The following is a 25302-nucleotide window of genomic DNA, read 5'->3' on the forward strand; positions in this document are numbered from 1 at the left end:
CTCAAGCCGGGCGGCTACATGGCCGGCGTTGATCAGTTTGATCCCCTGTTCTTCGGGATCTCGCCGCGCGAAGCCGAGGTGATGGACCCGGCGCAACGCTTGTTCATCGAGACGGCCTGGGCCTGCCTCGAAGATGCGGGTTATCGGCCCGGTGCTATTGCGGGATCTCAGACGGGCGTCTACGTCGGGGTGTCCATCTCCGGATACGCCGAGTTGTGTCAGCTACTGCGCGCACAACGGCCCGCCGAGAGCGAGATGTCGTTCCCGTTCATGATCGCCAATCGCGTGTCCTATCTTCTTGACGTGCGCGGTCCCAGCGAAGCGATCGACACGGCGTGTTCGAGCTCGCTGGTCGCCATTCATCGTGCGGTACGCAGCCTGCGGTCGGGCGAGTGCGACCTGGCGCTTGCCGGTGGCGTCAACATCATCGCCAGCCCCAGCGTCACGGTCAGCTTGAGTGTCGCAGGCATGCTGAGCCCCGATGGACGCTGCAAGACCTTCGATGAAGCGGCCGATGGCTATGGCCGCGGCGAAGGCGTCGCGGCCGTGCTGCTCAAGCCGCTGTCGAAAGCGCGTGTCGATGGCGACCATATCTACGGACTCATTCGTGGCAGCGCCGAGAATCATGGCGGCAAGGCAACGTCTCCTACGGCGCCAAATGCGCTGGCACAGAAGGAGGTGATCGTTGCGGCCCACACCGAAGCCCGCGTAGATGTGCGTACCGTAGGCTATGTCGAGGCCCACGGCACCGGAACGCTGCTGGGCGACCCGGTCGAGCTGAGTGCGCTGGGAGCGGCATTCTCCGAGCTGCGTTCGAAACAGGGTGGCGCTGCCGAAGACGCTGCGCGCTGCGCGGTCGGTTCGATAAAGACGAACGTCGCGCACCTGGAATCTGCATCCGGTATTGCCGGGTTCATCAAGGTGCTGCTGATGATGAAGCACCGCACCATTCCCGGGAATGTCCACCTCAAGCAGCCCAATCGCTTCCTGAAGCTGGACGCGTCGTCGTTCTATCTGGCTGCTGAGACGCATGCGTGGGAAGAATGCCTGGATGACAGGCGCCAACCCGTTCCGCTGCGCGCCGGCGTGAGCAGTTTCGGCGTGGGCGGTTCAAATGCGCACGTCGTGCTGGAAGCGTATCGGCAGGACAAGGGTGCGGATGAAATCGCGGCTACGCTCGATCGCCCCGCACTCGTGGCGATATCCGCGAGAACGCCGCAGCAGCTACGCGAACAGGCCGCGCAGCTGCTGTCGGCCCTGGAGGACGACGTCGCGCTACGTGACGTGGCGTACACGCTGCAGGTGGGCCGTGAGGCGATGAACCACCGGCTGGGTCTGCTGGTGACGACGCTGGCCGAGCTGCGCGAGAAGCTGACGCGGTATCTGGCTGGCGAAGGTGATATTGCCGGTTGCTACGCGGGTGAAGTGAAGAAGGGCCGGGATGCGGCGTCGCTGTTTGACGCGGACGATGACCTGCGCTCGACGGTGGAAGGCTGGGTGGCGAAGGGCAAGTACACCAAGCTGCTGGACCTGTGGGTGCGGGGTTTGTCGTTCGACTGGGAGGTGCTGTATGCCAGTTCGGCGCAGCGTCCGCGCCGGATATCGCTGCCGACGTACCCGTTTGCGCGCGAACGCTATTGGGTCCAGCCGGAACAGGGATTCGCACCGCAGGCGGGTACGTCCTCGCCGCTGCATCCGCTGGTGCACCGGAACAGCTCGGATCTGCAGGCACAGCGTTTCAGCACGGAGTTCACGGGCCAGGAGTTCTTCCTGCGGGATCATCGCGTGCAGGGATCACCGGTGCTGCCGGGGGTTTGTTACCTCGAGATGGCGCGGGTGGCGGTGGAACACAGTGCCGGCCGGCGTGTGAACGTGCTCAGGGACGTGGTCTGGACGCGCCCGTTGCGCGTGTCGGAGCGCTGCGAGGTGCAGCTGGAGGTGTATCCGGCCGGTACGGACGAAGCGGAGTTCGTGGTGTTCTGCGGCGACAGCGAGTCGGGCCTGCACGCGCAGGGCCGTGCGTCGTGGCAGGAGCCATCGCGTGTGTCGGAGCAGCTGGACCTGGCGAGCCTGCGTGCGGGTTGTGTCGACGTGCTGGACCCGGAAGCGTGCTATGCGAGGTTCCGCGCGATGGGCCTGGATTACGGTCCGGCGCACCAGGGCCTGCGCTGGGTTGGCCGCGGCGCGAACGGCGTGCTGGCGCAGGTGCGCCTGCCGGTGAGCGTGGCTGCAACAGCCGATGCGTATGTGCTGCATCCGGGCCTGCTCGACAGTGCGCTGCAGGCCTCGGTGGCGCTGTGGAACCAGGACGGTACCGGTGCGGCACTGCCGTTTGCACTGGATCGGCTGGAAGTGCACGCGGCGATTCCGGCCGAAGCATGGGTGCAGGTCCGGGATATGACACCAACCGGCAGCCGCGTGCAGAAGCTCGATGCGGTGATCTGCGATGCGTCCGGCCGTGTGTGTGTGCAGCTGACGGGATTGGTACTGCGGCGCCTGGAGCCGGCGGTGCCGGCGCGGACGCTGCTGCTGGCGCGGCGCTGGCAGGCGCAGCCGGCAGCCATCGGTACGGGTGCCACCGGCGGTGTGCAGGGTGTCATTGTGGATCCGGCCTACGCCGGCCATGTCGCCGCACTGGCCCAGCGCGACCCACAGGTGCGCTGGAGCGTGTTGGCGGACGTGCCGGACGCGGCGGCGCGGGTGAACGCCTGGGGAGAACAGGTGTTGTCGCAGGTGCAGCAGCTGCTGCGCGAGCACCCGCGCGAGGCGCTGCTGCAGGTACTGGTCGCGCAGGGCAGCGAAGCGGCGTTCGCGCTCAGTGGCCTGCTCAAGAGCGTGCAGCGCGAGAACCCGGATGTGGTGGGCCAGGTCATCGGCCTGCCGGCCACGGCGGATGTCGCGGCGATAGAGCGGGCGGTGGCGGAGAACCGGACAGTGCGCCGCGATGCGGAGATCCGCTACGTGGCCGGCGAGCGCCGGGTGTGTGTGCTGGAAGAGTTGCCCACCGCAGAGGGCACTGTGTCGCTGCCGTGGAAGGCGGACGGTGTGTACCTGGTGAGTGGTGGCGGTGGTGGCCTGGGGCTGCTGCTGGCCGAGGAGATCACCCGTCGTGCGCCGGGCGCGCGCGTGGTGTTGCTGGGTCGCAGTGCGCTCGATGCACAGCGGGCGGAACGGCTGGCGGCCTGGCAGGGCGAGGGGCGTCGGATCGATTACCGCCGCGTGGATGTGAGCGATGCGGGCGCGGTGCAGTCCTGCGTCGGGGCGATCGTCGCCGAGCACGGCCGCCTGGACGGCGTGGTGCACGCGGCCGGGGTGCTGCGCGACAGCTTCGTGCGGAACAAGACCGCGGCCGAGCTGCAGGCGGTGCTGGCGCCGAAGGTGAACGGCGTGGTGAACCTGGACCGGGCGGTGGCCGGCCTGGCGCTGGATTGCTTCGTGTTGTTCTCGTCGATGTCGGGCCAGGTGGGGAATGTGGGCCAGGCCGACTATGCCTTGGCGAACGCCTATCTGGACGGCTATGCGCAGGATCGCCAGGCGCGGGTGATGCGTGGTGAAGCGCATGGTCGGACGCTGTCGGTGAGCTGGCCGCTGTGGCGCTCGGGCGGTATGCAGGCGGAAGCGGCGACGCTGGCGTGGATGGCGCGCGAGGGGCTGGAGTCGCTGGAGAACGCGGCGGGCCTTGCGGCGCTGTATGCGGCATGGAACAGCGGTGAATCGCATGTGGGCGTGGTGGTGGGGCGTGGCTGGTCCGCGGATGCGGCAACGGCATCCATCGTCGCAAACGTGGCAAATGCCACATCGCTGGATGTGACACCCGTGGTCGATATCCACGGGGACGACACTGAAGCCCTGCGTGACCAGGCCGTGCGCTATGTGACGCGCCGCCTGGCGGCAACGCTGAAGCTGTCGCCGGACCGGATGGCGCCGGACGAGGGCCTGGAGCGCTACGGGATCGACTCGATCCTGGCGCTGAAGCTGGTGGACGAACTGGAAGCGGTGTTCGGTCCGCTGTCCAAGACGTTGTTGTTCGAATACCAGAGCGTGGCGGCGTTGACGGACTACTTCCTGGAGCGGCACCGGGAGACGCTGGTGGCGCAGCTGCGGCCGCGTACGCGTGCGGTGGCCGCAACACCGGCGGTGTCGGTCAGTGAGCCGATGCCCCGCGCCCGCGAGGCTCGGCCGGTGCGGACACGCGCGGTTGAACCACTGTCGATGCCGCAAACCGAAGGCATGGCCATCGCCATCGTGGGGCAGAGCGGTCGCTATCCGCAGGCGGCAACGGTCGAGGAATACTGGACGAACCTGAGCCAGGGCCGGGACTGCGTGACCGAGATTCCGCCGGAACGGTGGGATCATCGCCCGTACTTCGATCCGCAGAAGGGTGTGCCGGGCAAGACCTACAGCAAGTGGGGCGGCTTCATCGATGGTGTCGATGAGTTCGACCCGCTGTTCTTCAATATCGCGCCGCGGGAAGCGGAGTTCATGGATCCGCAGGAGCGGTTGTTCCTGCAGTGTGCCTACGCGACGCTGGAAGATGCGGGCTACACACGGGAGCGCCTGCGCGGCGGACAGCCGCAGGGTGCGCGTGTCGGCGTGTTCGTCGGCGTGATGTACGAGGAGTACCAGCTGTACGGCACGCAATCGCCGCTCAGCGGTAGCGCCTCGTCGATTGCCAACCGGGTGTCGTATTGCCTGAACTTCCAGGGCCCGAGCCTGGCAGTGGACACGATGTGCTCCAGCTCGCTGACGGCGCTGCACCTGGCCTGCCAGAGCCTGCAGAACGGGGAATGCGAAGCGGCACTGGCCGGTGGTGTAAACGTCTCGGTGCACCCGAACAAGTACCTGATCCTGGCGCACGGACAGTTCGCCTCGAGCACGGGGCGCTGCGAGAGCTTCGGTCGGGGCGGCGACGGCTACGTGCCGGGCGAAGGCGTCGGTGCGGTGCTGCTCAAGCCGCTGGCGCAGGCGATCGAAGCCGGTGACCGGATTTATGGCGTGATCCGCGGCACGAGCATCAATCACGGCGGCAAGACCAACGGCTACACGGTGCCCAATCCACAGGCACAGACCCAGTTGATCGCGGAAACGTTGCGCAAGGCCGGCGTGGATGCGCGGACGATCAGCTATGTCGAAGCGCACGGTACGGGCACGTCGCTGGGCGATCCCATCGAGATTGCGGGCCTGACCCAGGCCTATGCGGCGCACACGGAAGAGCGCCAGTACTGCGCGATCGGGTCGGCGAAGTCGAACATCGGTCACCTGGAAAGCGCCGCGGGTATCGCCGCGCTGGCCAAGGTGCTGCTGCAGATGAAGCACGGCCAGCTGGTGCCGTCACTGCATGCGGAGGCGCTGAATCCGAATATCCCGTTCGAGCAGACACCGTTCCGCGTGCAGCGCACGCTGCAGGCCTGGAACCGACCGCAGCTGGAGGTGAATGGGCAGCTGCAGGAACAGCCGCGTCGCGCCGGCATCTCGTCGTTCGGGGCGGGTGGATCGAATGCGCACCTGATCCTCGAAGAGTACGTAGCGCCCGCGGAACCGCCGGCCTTGCCATTCACGCCGGATCGGCCGGCGCTGATCGTGGTGTCGGCACGCACCGATGACCGGCTGCGCGAACGCGTGCAGCAACTGCTGGCACACACGGCGACGCTGGAGGACGCCTCGCTGGCCAGCCTGGCCTACACGCTGCAGGTGGGCCGCGAAGCGATGGACCACCGCGTGGGCCTGCTGGTGACGACCCTGGCCGAGCTGCGCGCAAAGCTGCAGCAGTACCTGGCCGACGACGCCGCTATCGAGGAGTGTTACCGGGGCGAGGTGCGCAAGCACCGCGAGGCCATGGCCCTGTTCGCGATCGATGCTGATCTGCGCGCGACCGTGGAAGGCTGGGTAACGAAGGGCAAGTACGACAAGCTGCTGGACGTGTGGGTGAAGGGCCTGCCGATCGACTGGGAGAAGCTCTATGCCGACGCGCCGGTGCGACCGCGCACACTGTCGTTGCCGACCTATCCGTTTGCGCGGCAACGCTACTGGCCGAAGACGACGGAGTTGGTGCAGGAGGCGAGTTTGTTCCCGCACCTGCATCCGCTGGTGCACCGGAACAGCTCGGATCTGCAGGCACAGCGTTTCAGCACGGAGTTCACGGGCCAGGAGTTCTTCCTGCGGGATCATCGCGTGCAGGGATCACCGGTGTTGCCGGGGGTTTGTTACCTCGAGATGGCGCGGGTGGCGGTGGAACACAGTGCCGGCCGGCGTGTGAACGTGCTCAGGGACGTGGTCTGGACGCGCCCGTTGCGCGTGTCGGAGCGCTGCGAGGTGCAGCTGGAGGTGTATCCGGCCGGTACGGACGAAGCGGAGTTCGTGGTGTTCTGCGGCGCCAGTGAGTCGGGCCTGCATGCGCAGGGCCGTGCGTCGTGGCAGGAGCCATCGCGGGTGTCGGAGCAGCTGGACCTGGCGAGCCTGCGTGCGGGTTGTGTCGACGTGCTGGACCCGGAAGCGTGCTATGCGAGGTTCCGCGCGATGGGCCTGGATTACGGTCCGGCGCACCAGGGCCTGAGCTGGGTTGGCCGCGGCGTGAACGGCGTGCTGGCGCAGGTGCGCCTGCCGGTGAGCGTGGCTGCAACAGCCGATGCGTATGTGTTGCATCCGGGCCTGCTCGACAGTGCCTTGCAGGCCTCGGTGGGATTGTGGAACCAGGACGGTACCGGTGCGGCACTGCCGTTTGCACTGGATCGACTGGAAGTGCACGCGGCGATTCCGGCCGAAGCATGGGTGCAGGTCCGCGACGTGACCGTGGCGGGCAGCCGCATGCAGGCGCTCGATATCGATGTCTGCGATGCCTCGGGCACCGTATGTGTGCGTTTGCAGGGCTTCCGGGCCCGGGTGCTGGAGGCTGCACCCGTTGGCACTGGCCTCGATCGTCCCGATGAGGACGAATCGCCGCGCGAGGCGCTGACCTTGCTGCCGCATTGGGAACCGCAGTGGCCGCCGGTGGGCGCGCCATGGCCGTCGCCCGAGTGCCGGGTGTTGCTGATCGGTGCGACGCCACGCCAGCAACAGGCCTGGAGCGCACGTCATGCGCAGGTGTATTGCCTGAACATGGCTGCGGCGACCTCGATCGATGAGCTGGCCGGGCAGATCGCGACGCTCGGTGGTATCGACCATGTGGTGTGGATCGCTCCACAGTGCACCGACGAGGACCTGATCGAGGCCCAGTCCGTCGGCGTGATCGGTCTGTTCCGGCTGGTAAAGGCGCTGTTGTCGCTGGGCCACGGACGCTCGGCGCTGGCGATGAGCATCGTGACGCGGCAGGCGCAGGCGGTTCGCCGCGGCGATCGTCTCGACCCGGCGCACAGTAGCGTGCACGGCATGGTGGGTTCACTCGCCAAGGAGTACCCGCACTGGAAGATCCGCCTGGTGGACGTGCCGGCAGAGGAATCGACTGAAGCGGATCTGCATCGGGACGCCTGGCTGTCGCTGCCGGCAGATCCGCAGGGCGACGCCTGGGTCTACCGCGGCGGCGAGTGGTATCGGCAGCAGCTGTTGCTGTGCGAACAACCGCCGGCAACGGCGAGTGCGTACCGGCGTGGCGGTGTGTATGTCGTGATCGGCGGTGCCGGCGGCATTGGCGAAGTGTGGAGCGAACACCTGATTCGTCGCTACGACGCCCAGGTGATCTGGATCGGCCGGCGCGCACAGGACGCAAGGATCGCCCGCACGATCGAACGGCTCGCGGCGTTCGGCCCGGCGCCGCAGTACCTGCAGGCCGATGCGGCCGATCGTGTTTCGCTGCAGGCTGCCTACGAGACCATCAAGCGACGCTACGGGCAGATCCATGGTGTGGTCCATGCGGCGATCGCGCTGCTGGACCAGAGCCTCCTGCAGATGGACGAGGCGCGCTTCCGGCAAAGCCTGCGGGCCAAGGTCGACGTCAGCGTGCGCCTGGCCCAGGTGTTCGCGGAGGAACCACTGGATTTCGTGCTGTTCTTCTCGTCGCTGCAAAGCCTTTCCAAGCTGCCGGGCCAGAGCAACTACGCTGCCGGCTGCACGTTCAAGGATGCCTTTGCCCGGCAGCTGGGACAGCGCTGGTCGTGTGCGGTCAAGACGATGAACTGGGGTTACTGGGGCAGCGTGGGCGTAGTGGCCACCGATGACTACCGGGCCCGGATGGCGCAGCAGGGCGTGGGTTCGATCGAGCCTGCGGAAGGCATGCAGGCACTCGAGGGGCTGCTCGCCGGGCAACTGGACCAGGTCGCACTCGTCAAGCTGAGCAAAGACCGTGCGGCAGCACTCGGAGTAGGCCAGGAAGCCCTCGTCGTGCATTCCGAAGAAGTGCCGGCGATGCTCGACCAGCTAGACCTCAGCGCCGTCGACGATCCCTTTGAATTCGCCGAACCCTAGTACCGATATCGCACCTCCTGAACGCCTCAGGTCGCGGGTTTGGCTCACTACCGGCCCGCGACCGGCAGACAAACTGAAAACCGAGCGCCGCGCAGAGCGTGGCTGCGGAAACCGGATCGAAAGGCAGTAGCAATGAAACACACGATTGACACCATTTCACTGCTGGTACTTCGCGAGCAATTGCGCCTGTCGATCGGTTCGCCGACGACGAGGATCACGCACGAGGCCATCGCGAAATGGCAACGCGACATCGCACTGCCGCCGACCTACCAGCGGTGGATGACGGAAAGTTTCCGGATACTCGTGCTCAATGGCCTTCTCATCGAGGTCGACGGCGGGTACGAATTCGCCACGCACGCCACGCGGGGTGAAACGGTCGTCTGGCGCGAGTGGGAAACGACAAAGGCGACATTGCAGACCGATCCGGCCCACACCGCGCAGCTGACGCTGCTTGATGCCACCTTGCGCGCGCTGCCGGCGATCCTCTCCGGCCAGACGCTGGCGACGGACGTCATCTTTCCCGAGTCCTCGATGGCGCTGGTGGAAGGGCTCTACCGCAATAATCCGACGGCCGACTACTTCAACGCGGCCCTCGCATCCACGCTCGTTGCGTATGTGAAGGCGCGGCTTTCGCATCGGGCCGACGCAACGCTGCGGATCCTCGAGATCGGCGCAGGCACGGGCGGAACGAGTGCGGCGGTCTTCGAACGCCTGCGTCCCTACGCGGCATCAATCCGGAATTACTGCTACACCGACGTTTCTCCCGCATTTCTGCATCACGCGCGGACGACCTTCGGGCCCCATGTTCCGTACCTGACTTACCACCTCTTCGACGTCGAGCAGCCGCTGGCCGCCCAGGGTATCGAGAGCGGCGCCTACGATGTGGTGATCGCCGCGAACGTGCTGCATGCGACGCGCAACATCCGCACGACAGTGCGCAATGCGAAAGCCGCGCTGAAACGCAACGGGCTGCTGCTGATCAACGAGATCACCGCGCACAGCCTATTCGCTCACCTGACCTTCGGGCTGCTCGAAGGCTGGTGGCGATACGAGGATGAGAACGAGCGTATTACGGGGACACCGGCGCTGTCCGCCTCGGGCTGGCAACGGGTCCTCGAAAGCGAGGGTTACTCGAAAATCCGGTTTCCGACGGAACACTCTGGCGCGCACGGACAACACATCATTCTCGCCGAGAGCGACGGACAGGTACGGCAAGGACGCGCGGGACGCGTATCGGCGTCACCGATTTCGCGCGCGCGTCGATCCGATGCCGGCGCATTGAATGACCGGCCTGAACGCGCTGTTCCCACGCCTGGTCCGGGTGCAGCCTCGGGAGATATCAGCGCGCACGTTCGAAGCACCGTCATCCAGCAGCTTTCGGACGCGCTCAGCGTCGATACGAACGATTTCGATGCGGATGAGTCGTTCGCGGACTACGGACTGGACTCCATCAGCGGCGTGCGCACGGTGGATGCCATCAACAAGGCGCTGTCCATCCGCTTGCAGACGACGACGCTCTTCGACTATCCCACCATCAATACGCTCGTTTCCCACATCGTCGCTGAACACCGTCCCGAGGTGCGCATTGCCCCGGCAGTATCCAGCGCCGCGGACCGCGATGTTCCGCGCAACGATGTGGCTGGACGAGCCGAAATGCCGTCAGTCGCCCTTCGGCAGCGCGTCCCGCGTGTTGCGGAACAAGCGCCTGTCCCGAAGGCCGTTTCGAGCGAACCGGTACCGACGGATGTGGACGTACCGGAACCGATCGCGATCATCGGCATGAGCGGACGCTATCCGCAGTCGGGAACGCTCGATGAGCTCTGGCAACATCTGGCCAGTGGGCGTGAGCTGACCGGGGACATTACCCGCTGGGACCTCCCGCAGGACCGGCAGAACGTCTGCCGCCGCGGCGGATTTCTTGATGGCATCGACCAGTTCGATCCCGTTTTCTTCGGTATTTCCGGAGCGGAAGCAGCCTACATGGACCCGCAGCAGCGCCTGCTTCTGCAGGAGGCCTGGAAGGCCCTGGAGGACGCCGGCTATGCCGGTACCGCCGTCGAGGGCACGCGCTGCGGCGTGTATGTCGGATGCGGTACAGGCGACTACCTGGAACTTTTCGACGACGAGGTTCCGGCGCACGCATTCTGGGGGAATTCCAGCTCGGTCATTCCCGCGCGCATTTCCTATCACCTCAACCTGCAAGGCCCGGCCATCGCGGTCGATACGGCCTGTTCGAGCTCGCTGGTTGCCGTGCACCTGGCCTGCCAGGGGCTATGGCGCGGCGAAACGGAACTCGCCCTGGCAGGCGGCGTGTATGTGCAATGCACGTCACGGTTCTACCGGATGGCAGCGCGTGCCGGCATGTTGTCGCCGCAAGGACGCTGCCATGCATTTGACGACCGCGCAGATGGCTTCGTGCCCGGCGAAGGCGTTGGCGTGGTCGTACTGAAGCGACTGAGTGACGCGCTCGCCGATCGTGACAACATCTATGGTGTCGTTCGCGGCAGCGGTATCAACCAGGATGGTACGACGAACGGCATTACAGCCCCCAGCTCGCTTTCGCAGGAACGACTCGAGACCGCTGTCTACACGGAATTCGGCATCAACCCGGACAACATCGGGATGGCCGAGGCGCACGGAACCGGCACGAAGCTGGGTGACCCGATTGAATGGCGGGCGCTGACCAACGCATTCCGTGCAGCCACTTCCCGGCAGCAGTTCTGTGCGCTCGGGTCGATCAAGGCGAACATCGGTCATGCGATTACGGCGGCGGGTATCGCCGGCGTCCACAAGGTGCTGCTGTCGCTCAAACATTCGCAGATCCCACCGTCGCCGCATTTCCGCACCGCGAATGCCCACATCGATCTGGTCAGCAGCCCGTTCTACGTCAATGCCGATCTGCGCGACTGGCCGGCGAAGCCAGGTGTTCCGCGGGCCGGGTTGGTCAGCTCGTTCGGCTTCAGCGGAACGAATGCCCACCTGGTGATCGAGGAAGCTCCGGCGCGCGCCCTGGCGACGGCGGCGCATCCGGCGTATTTGCTGGCGCTGTCCGCGCGCACCGGCGCGCAGCTGCGTGAGCTCGCCGAAAAATACCTTGGATTCTTTGAAAGCGAGCCGGGCGCCGAGTGCGGCAATGTGGCGTACACGCTGATGACAGGGCGCAAGCACTTCAGTCATCGGCTCGCCTGCGTCGCCCGGACCTTTAGCGAAGCTGCGACGGCATTGCGGGAGTGGTTGGCAACCGGTACCGGAACGGGCCTCTACGCGGCGGAGGTGGACGCTGGCCAGGACCAGGGTATCGCCAGAGAGGAAGGAGTCCGTTGCCTGTCTGATTGCGTCCATCGCGCCGCCGCTGACTACCGCGCCGGCTTGAACAAACTCGCCCGGTTCTATGCGACCGGCTGTGATCTGGAATATGCCAGTCTGTTCTCCGCGGACGCGTTTGCCCGCGTGAGCCTGCCAACCTATCCCTTCGAAAAGCGGCGCTGCTGGGGAGAACTGCCTGCCGGCACGGATGCCGTCATCAACGAACCGAACAAGGCCGCCGAGTTTTATGCCTCGGTCGCGGAAACGTTTGACGAGCGCTTTGACGAGGAATTCCTGACGTTCTGTCCGTTCGAGGAACGAATTCCGTCGTTTTCGATGACACAGGTGCTGCTGCAACCTGACCGTTTTCCGCAGGAAGTGGCGTACCTGAAGGAGCGGCAGCGCCAGATGCGCAGCGTGCTCTTCTACAAGGAGCCTTTCGCGCAGATCCGGCGCGTGCTCGACATCGGCTGCGGACACGGCACCGACCTGATCCAGCTGGCGGGCTATTACGATCACCTGCGGGCTGACGGTTTCACCATCACCAGGGAACAGGCGATCCTCGGAAACAAGCGAATTGCCGCGCTCGGCCAGTCGGAGCGGGTCCGGATTTTCAACAAGGACAGCACCAGGGACGCATTCCCCGAGAAGTACGACCTCGCCATCGGTGTCGAGGTGACGTGCCACATCCACGAAAAGCACGCCCTGTTCCAGAACATCGCTGCGGCGCTCCAGCCGGGCGGCCGGCTGTTGATGGCCGATTTCGTCGTCAACCTGCGGGGTGCGATCCAGGACAAGAGCGTTGAGGTCAGTATTCCGACCATTCGCGATTTCATGGACATCCTGGCGACCCATGGCCTGGTCTTCGACGAGGTCATCGACGTTTCTCCACAGATTGCCAATTACACACACGATCCGAATTTCGAAGCCAACACCGTTGGCATGCCCGAGGTCGTGCGTGACCAGTTCCGCGTTTACGCAAACCAGTCTATTGCCCTGGAGAGACGGTGGATCAGCTACTGCCTGTTCAAGATCCGGAAGACAGTGGGGCTCACGCGCGAGGAATGCCTGGCGCGTAACCAGTCCGCCTGGGAAACAAGGATTCCGTACCCGGTCGCGCTCGATCAGATGAAACAGTCCGGCATACGCACGCACCTGATGCGCGCCGATGACACGGCAACCAGGCTTGCACCGGTGGGCGCCCGGTCACTTCCGTCTGATGCGCCCGCAGCGCCCGATGCGGTGCGGCAGGATCTGGGGACATTTGAAGAAACGTGGACGCCAGTGCCTCTCGTTCCCGGTTTCACGCGGGAACTGCGCACCGTCGTGTGCTTCCTGGACGGCCCTCATCACCAGGATTCCGTCCGGCGATCGCTGCAGTTCGCTGCACCGGCCACGCAGGTCGTTTTCATCTCACTGGGAGCGACGCCGCTGACCAATACAGGCCCGGCCTGTCACTGGGTCGCGGACACGAGCCGGGATAGCCTGACGTCCGTCTTCGCGCGTATTGCGCAGCAGCATGGCCCGATCGATGCGGTCCTCTACCTGTGGGCGTTGCAGCGAACCCAGCTTGTCGAAGACGGTTCGATCATCTTGCACATACTGCAGGCCATCGCGACGCAGAAGCAAAGCTGCAGCGCGGTACTGCTTGCGGCGGAACCCGCGGAGGGAATCGCCGCCTGCCATGCGCACTCGTGGATCGGCTTCGAGCGTTCCATCAGCCAGACATTGCCGCGGACTCGCGTCGCCGTGGTCACCGAGTCCGTGACGCATTCCGGTCAATCGGTCGATATGGCGGCATGGGCTCGCCGGCTGCACGCGGAGCTACAGGCGCAGCGCATCGAGAGTGCGGACTACCGGAATGGGGAGCGGCACGTGCTGCGCGCCCGCCGAGTGGCGCTCGATCAGTCGTTCCATGCGTTCAAACGGGACGGCGTCTACTGGGTGATTGGCGGTCTGGGTGGACTGGGGTTTCCGCTCGCCCGGCGTCTCGCCCGTCTGGGAAATGTCACGCTCGTTCTTTCCGGTCGTTCGGTGCCGGACGCGAAGGCGCATGAAAAGCTACGACTGCTGCAGGAGCTGGGTGCGCGAGTTCACTATCGCGTCCTGGACGTCAGTGATTCCGGCGCCACCCGGGACGCTGCGCAGGCGATCGTCGCGGAGTTCGGCCGCCTGGCCGGAGTGTTTCATACGGCCGGTGTCGAAAACCCCGTCGGCCTGCTGGCCAGCGATGCCGCACAGTTTAATGCCGTGCTTGCAGCGAAGGGGCGCGGCACGCTGGCACTGGCGGAAGCACTGCGCCACGAGCCGCCGGACTTCATCTGTTTGTACTCGTCTACGGCGGCGATTCTGGGCGACTTCGGATCCTGCGACTACGCGGTGGCGAACCGCTTCCAGTCGGCCTTTGGTAACTGGCTGTCTGCTCAGCCGGACGGCATCCGGACCGTCGTCGTGCACTGGCCCGTATGGGATGCAGGCGGGATGAGGCACCGTGCCGGGGAGTTCCTGGATCGCTATCTCCAGACCACCGGACAGCGCGCCCTTGGCATCGAAGAAGGACTCGATCTGCTGGAGCGCCTGCTGGCGCAAGCCCGCACGCAGCACGTGGTCATCGCCGGCGAGGAAAGCGCCGCTGAACGCCTCCTCGGAATCTCTGCGAGGTCCGGATCTTCCGGACACGAGCGCAGCCAGCCCTCGGTCCGTTCGCCGCAGGAGCGTGCGGAGAGTCAGAGCGTCGGCACGGACGTGCAACAGGAGCTCCAGCGTATCGTCTGCAGCGTCCTGCGGTTGCGAATGGATGACTTCTCCGGGAAAACCCGCTTCCAGGAACTCGGGATCGATTCGATCAACGCCGTGGAGCTGCTGGAAGCGATCAACACCCGCTTCGACCTGTGCCTGCCGACGAGCGTCATGTTCGAGTTCGGCACGATCGAGGCGTTGGCCCGTTACGTGGAAAGCCAACGTAGGACAAGTGCACCCATCGTTACCGCAGCGGCGGTTGATCCATCGTACAGATCCCCGGACCGGCAGGAATCCGGCGTAGCCGTGCAGCATGAGCTCGAATCCATCGCCTGTAGCGTCCTGCAATTGCGCAGGGATGACTTCTCCGGAAAGACGAGCTTCCAGGAGCTCGGGATCGATTCGATCAATGCCGTGGAGCTGCTGGAAGCGATCAACGCCCGCTTCGACCTGCGCCTGCCGACGAGCGTGATGTTTGAGTTCGGCACGATCGAGGCGTTGGCACGTTATGTCGAGAGCAGGCCCGGGATAACGCTGTCTGGCGCTTCAGCGCCCGCTGCGGTGCTGCGCGAGGAGCCTGTGACCGTGCCGACGGTCTTTCGCCGGGAGCCGGACGTGTCGCCGGCTGACCGGGGTGCGGCGCCGTCCGTCCGCGATGGCGACGCTATCGCGATCGTCGGCTTGTCGTGCCGTTGCGCGGGGGCCGGCGATCAGCGCGAGTTCTGGTCTGTCGTGGCGAACGCGAAGGATTGCATCAGCGAAATTCATGAGCCGTCGTGGCTGGAAGTGTTCAGGAGTAACGCCGTAGAGGCCCGTATCTGCCGCGGTGCCCTGGTGGATGCGGAATGCTTCGATGCTGCGTTCTTCGACATCTCGCCGATTGAAGCCCAGGTGATGGATGTTGCGCAGCGCCTTGCGCTGGAAGAGTGCTATCACGCGATTGAAGATGCCGGGTATGCACCGGGGTCGTTCGCAGGTCGCCAGGTTGGCGTCATCATGGGCGCCATGCAGTCCGCGCCGATGCATCGTGACTGCTCGCACTTTTCGATGCTGGGCCAGGACAACAGCATCCTCGCGGCACGGCTGTCGTACTTCCTTGATCTCAAGGGGCCATCGCTTGCGGTGAACACCGCATGCTCGTCGTCGCTCGTGGCGGTTGACCTGGCGTGCCAGAAGTTGAAATCGCGCGATATCGATGTTGCCTTGGCCGGCGGCGTGTCCGTGTTCAATCATCCGGGGTCCTTCGTGTCGATGTACAACGCGGGGATGCTCTCGCCAACCGGTCGCTGCCGTCCATTCGACAAGGAGGCGAACGGCATCGTCGTCGGCGATGGTGTCGGCGTGGTGGTGCTCAAGCGGGTGGCGGATGCGGAGCGCGACAACGATCACATTTACTGCGTGATTCGAGGTAGCGGAACCAATCAGGACGGCCGCACGTCGGGCATCACCGTGCCGAGTTTCATGGCACAGGCGGATCTGGAAACCACGGTGTACCGGAAGCATGGCATCAACGTCGAAGCTATCCAGTACATTGAGACGCACGGTACCGCAACCAGGCTGGGGGACCCGGTAGAAGCGCATGCGCTGACGCAGTCGTTTTCGGCGTTTACCGGCAAGAAGCAGTTCTGTGGCATCGGGTCCCTGAAAGCCAATATCGGACATACCGCCGCCGCGGCGGGCGTGCTGAGTCTGATCAAGGTATGCCTGAGCATGCAGAAGGGGCAGATGCCCCCCAGCATCAACTGGCAAGCGGCGAATGAACACATCGACTTCTCTGCCAGTCCGGTCTATGTGAATACCCGGCTCAAGCCCTGGCCCGAGCACGCGGATGGCTCGCGGCTGGCTGCCATCAGCTCGTTTGGTTTCAGCGGCACCAATGCGCATGCCGTTGTTGAACAACGCGCTTGCGATCGCAGGCCGCGTTCCGTGTTGCCACTACAGTCGGGCGAGCCGGCCCTTGTCGTCCTGTCGGCGAAGAGCAGGGAGCAGTTGGCGACCCAGGCCGCGCAGCTGCTGTCGGCCCTGGAGGACGACGTCGCGCTACGCGACGTGGCGTACACGCTGCAGGTGGGCCGTGAGGCGATGAACCACCGGCTGGGTCTGCTGGTGACGACGCTGGCCGAGCTGCGCGAGAAGCTGACGCGGTATCTGGCTGGCGAAGGTGATATTGCCGGTTGCTACGCGGGTGAAGTGAAGAAGGGCCGGGATGCGGCGTCGCTGTTTGACGCGGACGATGATCTGCGCTCGACCGTGGAAGGCTGGGTGGCGAAGGGCAAGTACACCAAGCTGCTGGACCTGTGGGTGCGGGGCTTGTCGTTCGACTGGGAGGTGCTGTATGCCGGTTCGGCGCAGCGTCCGCGCCGGATATCGCTGCCGACGTACCCGTTTGCGCGCGAGCGCTACTGGGTGCAGGCGGAGGAAGGGTTCGCCGCGGAGGCGGGCGCCACGTCGCACCTGCACCCGCTGGTGCACCGGAACAGCTCGGATCTGCAGGCGCAGCGGTTCAGCACGGATTTCACCGGTGTGGAGTTCTTCCTGCGGGATCATCGCGTGCAGGGATCACCGGTGCTGCCGGGGGTTTGTTACCTCGAGATGGCGCGGGTGGCGGTGGAACACAGTGCCGGCCGGCGTGTGAACGTGCTCAGGGACGTGGTCTGGACGCGCCCGTTGCGCGTGTCGGAGCGCTGCGAGGTGCAGCTGGAGGTGTATCCGGCCGGTACGGACGAAGCGGAGTTCGTGGTGTTCTGCGGCGACAGCGAGTCGGGCCTGCACGCGCAGGGCCGTGCGTCGTGGCAGGAGCCATCGCGTGTGTCGGAGCAGCTGGACCTGGCGAGCCTGCGTGCGGGTTGTGTCGACGTGCTGGACCCGGAAGCGTGCTATGCGAGGTTCCGCGCGATGGGCCTGGATTACGGTCCGGCGCACCAGGGCCTGCGCTGGGTTGGCCGCGGCGCGAACGGCGTGCTGGCGCAGGTGCGCCTGCCGGTGAGCGTGGCTGCAACAGCCGATGCGTATGTGCTGCATCCGGGCCTGCTCGACAGTGCGCTGCAGGCCTCGGTGGCGCTGTGGAACCAGGACGGTACCGGTGCGGCACTGCCGTTTGCACTGGATCGGCTGGAAGTGCACGCGGCGATTCCGGCCGAAGCATGGGTGCAGGTCCGGGATATGACACCAACCGGCAGCCGCGTGCAGAAGCTCGATGCGGTGATCTGCGATGCGTCCGGCCGTGTGTGTGTGCAGCTGACGGGATTGGTACTGCGGCGCCTGGAGCCGGCGGTGCCGGCGCGGACGCTGCTGCTGGCGCGGCGCTGGCAGGCGCAGCCGGCAGCCATCGGCACGGGTGCCACCGGCGGTGTGCAGGGTGTCATTGTGGATCCGGCCTACGCCGGCCATGTCGCCGCACTGGCCCAGCGCGACCCACAGGTGCGCTGGAGCGTGTTGGCGGACGTGCCGGACGCGGCGGCGCGGGTGAACGCCTGGGGAGAACAGGTGTTGTCGCAGGTGCAGCAGCTGCTGCGCGAGCACCCGCGCGAGGCGCTGCTGCAGGTACTGGTCGCGCAGGGCAGCGAAGCGGCGTTCGCGCTCAGTGGCCTGCTCAAGAGCGTGCAGCGCGAGAACCCGGATGTGGTGGGCCAGGTCATCGGCCTGCCGGCCACGGCGGATGTCGCGGCGATAGAGCGGGCGGTGGCGGAGAACCGGACAGTGCGCCGCGATGCGGAGATCCGCTACGTGGCCGGCGAGCGCCGGGTGTGTGTGCTGGAAGAGTTGCCCACCGCAGAGGGCACTGTGTCGCTGCCGTGGAAGGCGGACGGTGTGTACCTGGTGAGTGGTGGCGGTGGTGGCCTGGGGCTGCTGCTGGCCGAGGAGATCACCCGTCGTGCGCCGGGCGCGCGCGTGGTGTTGCTGGGTCGCAGTGCGCTCGATGCACAGCGGGCGGAACGGCTGGCGGCCTGGCAGGGCGAGGGGCGTCGGATCGATTACCGCCGCGTGGATGTGAGCGATGCGGGCGCGGTGCAGTCCTGCGTCGGGGCGATCGTCGCCGAGCACGGCCGCCTGGACGGCGTGGTGCACGCGGCCGGGGTGCTGCGCGACAGCTTCGTGCGGAACAAGACCGCGGCCGAGCTGCAGGCGGTGCTGGCGCCGAAGGTGAACGGCGTGGTGAACCTGGACCGGGCGGTGGCCGGCCTGGCGCTGGATTGCTTCGTGTTGTTCTCGTCGATGTCGGGCCAGGTGGGGAATGTGGGCCAGGCCGACTATGCCTTGGCGAACGCCTATCTGGACGGCTATGCGCAGGATCGCCAGGCGCGGGTGATGCGTGGTGAAGCGCATGGTCGGACGCTGTCGGTGAGCTGGCCGCTGTGGCGCTCGGGCGGTATGCAGGCGGAAGCGGCGACGCTGGCGTGGATGGCGCGCGAGGGGCTGGAGTCGCTGGAGAACGCGGCGGGCCTTGCGGCGCTGTATGCGGCGTGGAACAGCGGTGAATCGCATGTGGGCGTGGTGGTGGGGCGTGGCTGGTCCGCGGATGCGGCAACGGCGTCAATTGCGGCAAATGGTAAAAACTATGCTGGTCCGGCGGCGGCAGATACGGAACGTACGGTCGACGCGGGTTGGAATGACACGGAGGCCCTGCGTGACCAGGCCGTGCGCTATGTGACGCGCCGCCTGGCGGCAACGCTGAAGCTGTCGCCGGATCGGATGGCGCCGGACGAGGGCCTGGAGCGCTACGGGATCGACTCGATCCTGGCGCTGAAGCTGGTGGACGAACTGGAAGCGGTGTTTGGTCCGCTGTCCAAGACGTTGTTGTTCGAATACCAGAGCGTGGCGGCGTTGACGGACTACTTCCTGGAGCGGCACCGGGAGACGCTGGTGGCGCAGTTGCGGCCGCGTACGCGTGCGGTGGCCGCAACACCGGCGGTGTCGGTCAGTGAGCCGATGCCCCGCGCCCGCGAGGCTCGGCCGGTGCGGACACGCGCGGTTGAACCACTGTCGATGCCCCAAACCGAAGGCATGGCCATCGCCATCGTGGGGCAGAGCGGTCGCTATCCGCAGGCGGCAACGGTCGAGGAATACTGGACGAACCTGAGCCAGGGCCGGGACTGCGTGACCGAGATTCCGCCGGAACGGTGGGATCATCGCCCGTACTTCGATCCGCAGAAGGGTGTGCCGGGCAAGACCTACAGCAAGTGGGGCGGCTTCATCGATGGTGTCGATGAATTCGATCCGCTGTTCTTCAATATCGCGCCGCGGGAAGCGGAGTTCATGGATCCGCAGGAGCGGTTGTTCCTGCAGTGTGCCTACGCGACGCTGGAAGATGCGGGCTACACACGCGAGCGCCTGCGCGGTGGACAGCCGCAGGGAGCGCGCGTCGGCGTGTTCGTCGGTGTGATGTACGAGGAATACCAGCTGTACGGCGCACAGGCGCAGGCGGCGGGAGAGGGCTTTGCACTGGGCGGCAATGCCTCGTCGATTGCCAACCGGGTGTCGTATTGCCTGAACTTCCACGGCCCTAGCCTGGCAGTGGACACGATGTGCTCCAGCTCGCTGACGGCGCTGCACCTGGCCTGCCAGAGCCTGCAGAACGGGGAATGCGAAGCGGCACTGGCCGGTGGCGTGAACGTCTCGGTGCACCCGAACAAGTACCTGATCCTGGCGCAGGGGCAGTTCGCCTCGAGCACGGGGCGCTGCGAGAGCTTCGGCCGGGGCGGCGACGGCTACGTACCGGGCGAAGGCGTCGGTGCGGTGCTGCTCAAGCCGCTGGCGCAGGCGATCGAAGCCGGTGACCGGATTTATGGCGTGATCCGCGGCACGAGCATCAATCACGGCGGCAAGACCAACGGCTACACGGTGCCCAATCCACAGGCACAGACCCAGTTGATCGCGGAAACGTTGCGCAAGGCCGGCGTGGATGCGCGGACGATCAGCTATGTCGAAGCGCACGGTACGGGCACGTCGCTGGGCGATCCCATCGAGATTGCGGGCCTGACCCAGGCCTATGCGGCGCACACGGAAGAGCGCCAGTACTGCGCGATCGGGTCGGCGAAGTCGAACATCGGCCACCTGGAAAGCGCCGCGGGTATCGCCGCGCTGGCCAAGGTACTGCTGCAGATGAAGCACGGCCAGCTGGTGCCGTCACTGCATGCGGAGGCGCTGAATCCGAATATCCCGTTCGAGCAGACACCGTTCCGCGTGCAGCGCACGCTGCAGGCCTGGAACCGACCGCAGCTGGAGGTGAATGGGCAGCTGCAGGAACAGCCGCGTCGTGCCGGCATCTCGTCGTTCGGGGCGGGTGGATCGAATGCGCACCTGATCCTCGAAGAGTACGTCGCGCCGACGGAACCGCCGGCCTTGGGGTTCACGCCGGATCGGCCGGCGCTGATCGTGGTGTCGGCACGCACCGATGACCGGCTGCGCGAACGCGTGCAGCAACTGCTGGCACACACGGCGACGCTGGAGGACGCCTCGCTGGCCAGCCTGGCCTACACGCTGCAGGTGGGCCGCGAAGCGATGGACCACCGCCTGGGCCTGCTGGTGACGACCCTGGCCGAGCTGCGCGGCAAGCTGCAGCAGTACCTGGCCGACGACGCCGCTGTCGAGGAGTGTTACCGGGGCGAGGTGCGCAAGCACCGCGAGGCGCTGGCGGGGCTCCACAACGATCCGGATGCTGATGGCCTGGTCGACCGTTGGATCGAGAAGGGCAAGTTCGGAAAGGTGCTGGAACTCTGGACGAAGGGGCTGAGTCTGGATTGGTCCCGCCTGTACGGCACCCGGTCCACCTATCAGACGGTGATTCCGCGCCGGATGGGGCTACCCACCTACCCGTTCACACGCGACAAGTACTGGTTCGCCCAGACCGGCCAGACCCAAAACGCTACCCTAAACGGCGTTCCGCTGGCGGAACCCGCGGCGGATGGTGCCGGCGCTGCCGCAAATACGGTGTTCGACGAGGGGGCAGTCCGGTCCGTGCTGCGAAAAGTCGCGAGCGATCAGGCAGATATTTCCTCGGCGGCAGCGGAAGTGAGCAAGCTGATGTTCGGTTGATGCACGTACCATCCGGGCGCCGTGGCGGCGCGCTGCCGCTCCGGTACCGACCCGGGAATGCCGGGAAAGCAGGGGCGGCAGGCGACCGCCAGGGGTGGGGCAAGGTATCATCTACAGGATGCATGCCTGCGGTCGGTGCGCCGGCGCGTGGGGGTGTTTGGCGATTTCTCGATGGGGCGGGGTGCTGTTGAAATGAAGAAGTCAGGGGCTCTGGCAGCAGACGATATCCACAAGTTTTGGCACAGCATTTTCTTGATCAACAGCGGCCACGCCGTGGCCTCCGACGAGGCAAAGCAGGCGTGCAAAGAAGCCATCAAGGCGCTGTACGACTTCGGTAGCAGGAATCTGCACGATGGCATGGTGTGGAACTGGGGCTGCAGTGATGCGGCCGTTGACGCGCGGATCAAAAAGTCAGTTCCCCTCTACGACGCGGTGTCGAGCGACGGCTTTTCCGAGCAGCTCTATTGCTTCGCGCTCAACGCGATCGGGCTTGACGATCTGTCCGACAAGCGTGTGCTGGATGTGGGATGTGGCTTCGGCGAGGGACTGAACTTCGCGTCGCGCGTGTTCGGCTTCCAGAACGCCGTCGGCCTGGATCTGTGTCGGAACGCCATCGATCGCGCCAATGCGCGCCTGTCGCGACCGGGGCTGCTGTTCGTCTGCGGTGACGCCGAGGAGTTGCCGTTCGACGACGGCGAGCTGGACATCGTGGTCAATATCGAAAGCTCGCACACCTATCCCGACCTGTCGCGGTTTCTCAAGGAAGTCGCGCGCGTGCTGCGGCCCGGCGGGTACTTCTCCCATGTCGACCTCTTCACCGACGACAGATACCGGCAGTTTGTGGCGCTCAAGCCGGAAAGCGGCCTCGAATGGCTTGCCGAGACGGACATCACAGACCGGGTGAAAGAGGCGATTCGTGCCCGCATGCGCCCCGGCAGTTTTCTACGCAGAGCGCTGGCGAAACAGCAGCGTGATACGCCGATGCTGCTGCGGATGCTCTCGGGATCGCTGGCTCTGGCCAACTTTGGCGCGGACTTCGCCGGCCACCAGTACACCCGGTGGGAGCGCCTCATGCAGTCGATGTTTGTGCGCATGCTGAAGCGTTCGGGATCGCTGCAGCCGGTCCGCTTCACCCGCTACCTCCATCACCTGGCGCGCAAGGTCTAGGCGCCTTTAACCCAAGAATTTGGAGTGACCGGCTGAGGCCGGCCGCGCGGGACAGCGCTTCGGAGCGACGGATTCGCTCCGGCACGCACCAGGCACTGCCGAGTCGGTGGTGCAGGCCGCTTGCTCGACGATTCGAGGGATCTAGGGGCAAGCCTGGACGAGCACCTGCGCGCTCAGGTGCATCGCGACGAGCCCTGCGCCAAGGAATGGACGTTCACGCGCTTCCGGAGCACGATCAATGACCACCAAGCCGACTGCCGGCGTTTCAGCAATCCGATCGGGCCCGATGGGCCTGTCGCTGCTTGCCGACATTCAGAAGGATCCGCTCGGTGCAGCCGGTCGACTCCATGGCTGCTTCGGCGACGTTGCGCGACTCACCATTCTTTTTCGCCGCATCTACTACTTCTTCGATCCGGAGGCCGTCCGTCAGATCCTGGTCGGCCATCACGCGGACTTTGCCCGGGAAACGCGGCTTCTGCGGATCCTGGAGTCGTTTCAGGGAAGGAACGTGCTGACGTCCGAGGGGCAGGACTGGGAGCGCCAGCGTCGCATCCTGGCTCCGGGCTTCTCGCCGAAGCGCGTCGCCGGCTATGTGGAACTGATGGATGCCGCGATCAACGACAGCGTCCGGGAGGAACTGCCGGCGCTGATCGGCCAGAGCGCGGTGGTTGATGTCGACTTCCTGACGACCCGCGTCACCATGGACGTCATCCTGCGTACATTGTTCTCGCATGTCACGACGCGCGAGGAGACAAGCCGGATTTCAACGGCGATCCGCACGCTGACACGGCAAAGCATGCGCGAAGTGTTCTGGCCCTTCATCCCGCCAAAGTGGCTTCCTTACCCGGGGCGTGCCGCAAAGCTGAAATCCCGGCAGGTCATCCATTCGCTGATCGCGTCACAGGTGGATGCGCGAACCCGTGCACCCCGGAGTGCAGACGCGGCAGGTCAGGACGTGCTCGACATGATGCTGGCAGCGCGCGACGACAACCCGACGACGGGCAGTGCGACGCTCTCCTCGCAGGAGATCCACGACAATTGCTTCCTGCTCTTCAGCGCAGGCTTTGATACGGCATCCTCGGCACTGACCTGGTGGATTGGCCTCATGGCGAAGTATCCATCGGTTGTCGATCAGCTGCGCGCCGAGATGTGCAGCGAGGGCGTGACCCCGTCGTCGATGGAGGCGGTCGCCCGCCTGCCGTATCTGAATGCGACGATCAAGGAGGCCATGCGCCTTTATCCACCTTCCACGGCGCTCATTACCCGTGTAGCGCTTCGCGACGTCGTGATTGGCGAAACACCTGTTCCAAAGGGCACGCTGGCCATAGTTCCGATCTGGCAGCTGCATCACGACCACAGATCCTTCGCGGAACCCGGCGAATTTCGGCCCGGGCGTTTCATGCCCGGCGCTCCGGAAATCCCCCGCAGCGCGTATCTACCCTTTGGCGCCGGACCGCATTTCTGCCTCGGCCAGCACTTCGCCAGCATGGAGATGGCCCTGATTGCCGCCCACATCGTGCGGAATTTCGACCTGAGCCTGGAACCGGGCGCTGTACTGCCCGAACCCGTCGTCGATATCGCACTGAAGCCGAAGACGACGTTGCGCGTGCGATTCACGCGTCGCCAGGGAGATATCGGGGCATCACGTGTCCAGTAAGGCGCCACTGTATTGGCAGGGATGGCGCGCGGGTCCGGTCCTGCCGGGGTTGCTGTGCCTGCCGTTGCCGTCACCCGGTGCGGGCGGGCGTTGCCGTAAAGATAGTCCCCGTGGCCTCTCGATGGACGCGCCCGGGATTGAGCATTTGACAAAACCCCGCAAGATGCAGGGGCGGAATCTCACGTCGTGATCAAGTTTATTGAGTACCTTTTGAAGGACGTCGGCAGCAACGCCGTCGCCGAAGCCGACGTACTGCATCTGCTGCAGGAGCTGTCGGGTTCCAGGCAGGCCGAGTCAGATCGCCTGCATCCGCTGTTGCACCGCCATGCATCGACCCCCAGCGCACTGCGGTTCACGTCCTCGCTCAGCCACGACGATCCGCTGGTTGCCGGCCATGTCCTGAACGGCAACCCGGTGCTGCCGGGAGTCGCCTATCTGGAGATGGCGCGTGCGGCCTGGTCGCGACTCGCGGCGCTCACCGTCGACGTGGCCAGCTCCACGCTCGTTCTGAGGAACGTCGTGTGGACGCGCCCGCTCGTGCTGGCGAAGCGGCGCGACATCTGTATTGAGCTGTCCGTGGATTCCAGCGGCGTTGCCGACTTCAGCGTGTATGCCACGGGGGACGCATCGGCCGGCCTTTCGAATCTGCCGGTATTTGCGCAAGGTTCCGTTTCCTATCAGCCGCGCGTTCATTGCGAAACCCGCAACGTCGACGAGTTGCGACGCCGATGTGACGTTGCAGTGGACGTCGACGAATGCTACGCGGCGTTCGAATCGATGGGACTGGCCTACGGACCGGCCTACCGATCGCTCCGGAACGTCCACGTTGGCAGTGATCCCGCCGGCAAGGCCTATGTGCTGGCACGGCTGCGGCTGGCGCAGCAACACTGCGCTGATGCGGCACAGTGCGGGCTGTCTCCTGACTTTCTGGACAGCGCACTGCAGGCCTGCATCGGTCTGTCGCTGGCCGAGTTGCGCGCCAAGGGGGCGATCCTGGCGCG

The 25302-nt window shown here is 65.5% G+C and carries 4 protein-coding genes and 1 pseudogene (1 of these 5 running past the window's edge); all 5 read left to right on the forward strand.

Annotation, left to right across the window (positions count from 1 at the left end; all coding sequences use genetic code 11):
• On the forward strand, nucleotides 1–8397 hold the 3' end of the coding sequence (locus N4264_RS14275) for an SDR family NAD(P)-dependent oxidoreductase (RefSeq protein WP_425508273.1). It extends 22902 nt beyond the left edge of the window; only the last 8397 of its 31299 coding nucleotides appear in the window; the start codon falls outside the window, past its left edge; the stop codon is at nucleotides 8395–8397.
• Nucleotides 8398–8529: 132 nt separating this feature from the next.
• A complete protein-coding gene (locus tag N4264_RS14280; protein ID WP_261692921.1) occupies nucleotides 8530–21477 on the forward strand; it encodes an SDR family NAD(P)-dependent oxidoreductase in 12948 nt (4315 codons plus the stop codon).
• Between the two features lie 153 nt (nucleotides 21478–21630).
• Nucleotides 21631–22644, forward strand: coding sequence for a class I SAM-dependent methyltransferase (locus N4264_RS14285; RefSeq protein WP_261692922.1), 1014 nt, complete (start codon nucleotides 21631–21633; stop codon nucleotides 22642–22644).
• Between the two features lie 238 nt (nucleotides 22645–22882).
• Nucleotides 22883–24301, forward strand: coding sequence for a cytochrome P450 (locus N4264_RS14290; protein WP_261692923.1), 1419 nt, complete (start codon nucleotides 22883–22885; stop codon nucleotides 24299–24301).
• Nucleotides 24302–24487: 186 nt separating this feature from the next.
• A pseudogene (locus N4264_RS14295) lies at nucleotides 24488–25249 on the forward strand (polyketide synthase dehydratase domain-containing protein); the annotation flags it as partial.
• Nucleotides 25250–25302: the final 53 nt, after the last annotated feature.

Source organism: Tahibacter amnicola (assembly GCF_025398735.1).
GTDB classification, from domain to species: Bacteria; Pseudomonadota; Gammaproteobacteria; order Xanthomonadales; family Rhodanobacteraceae; genus Tahibacter; species Tahibacter amnicola.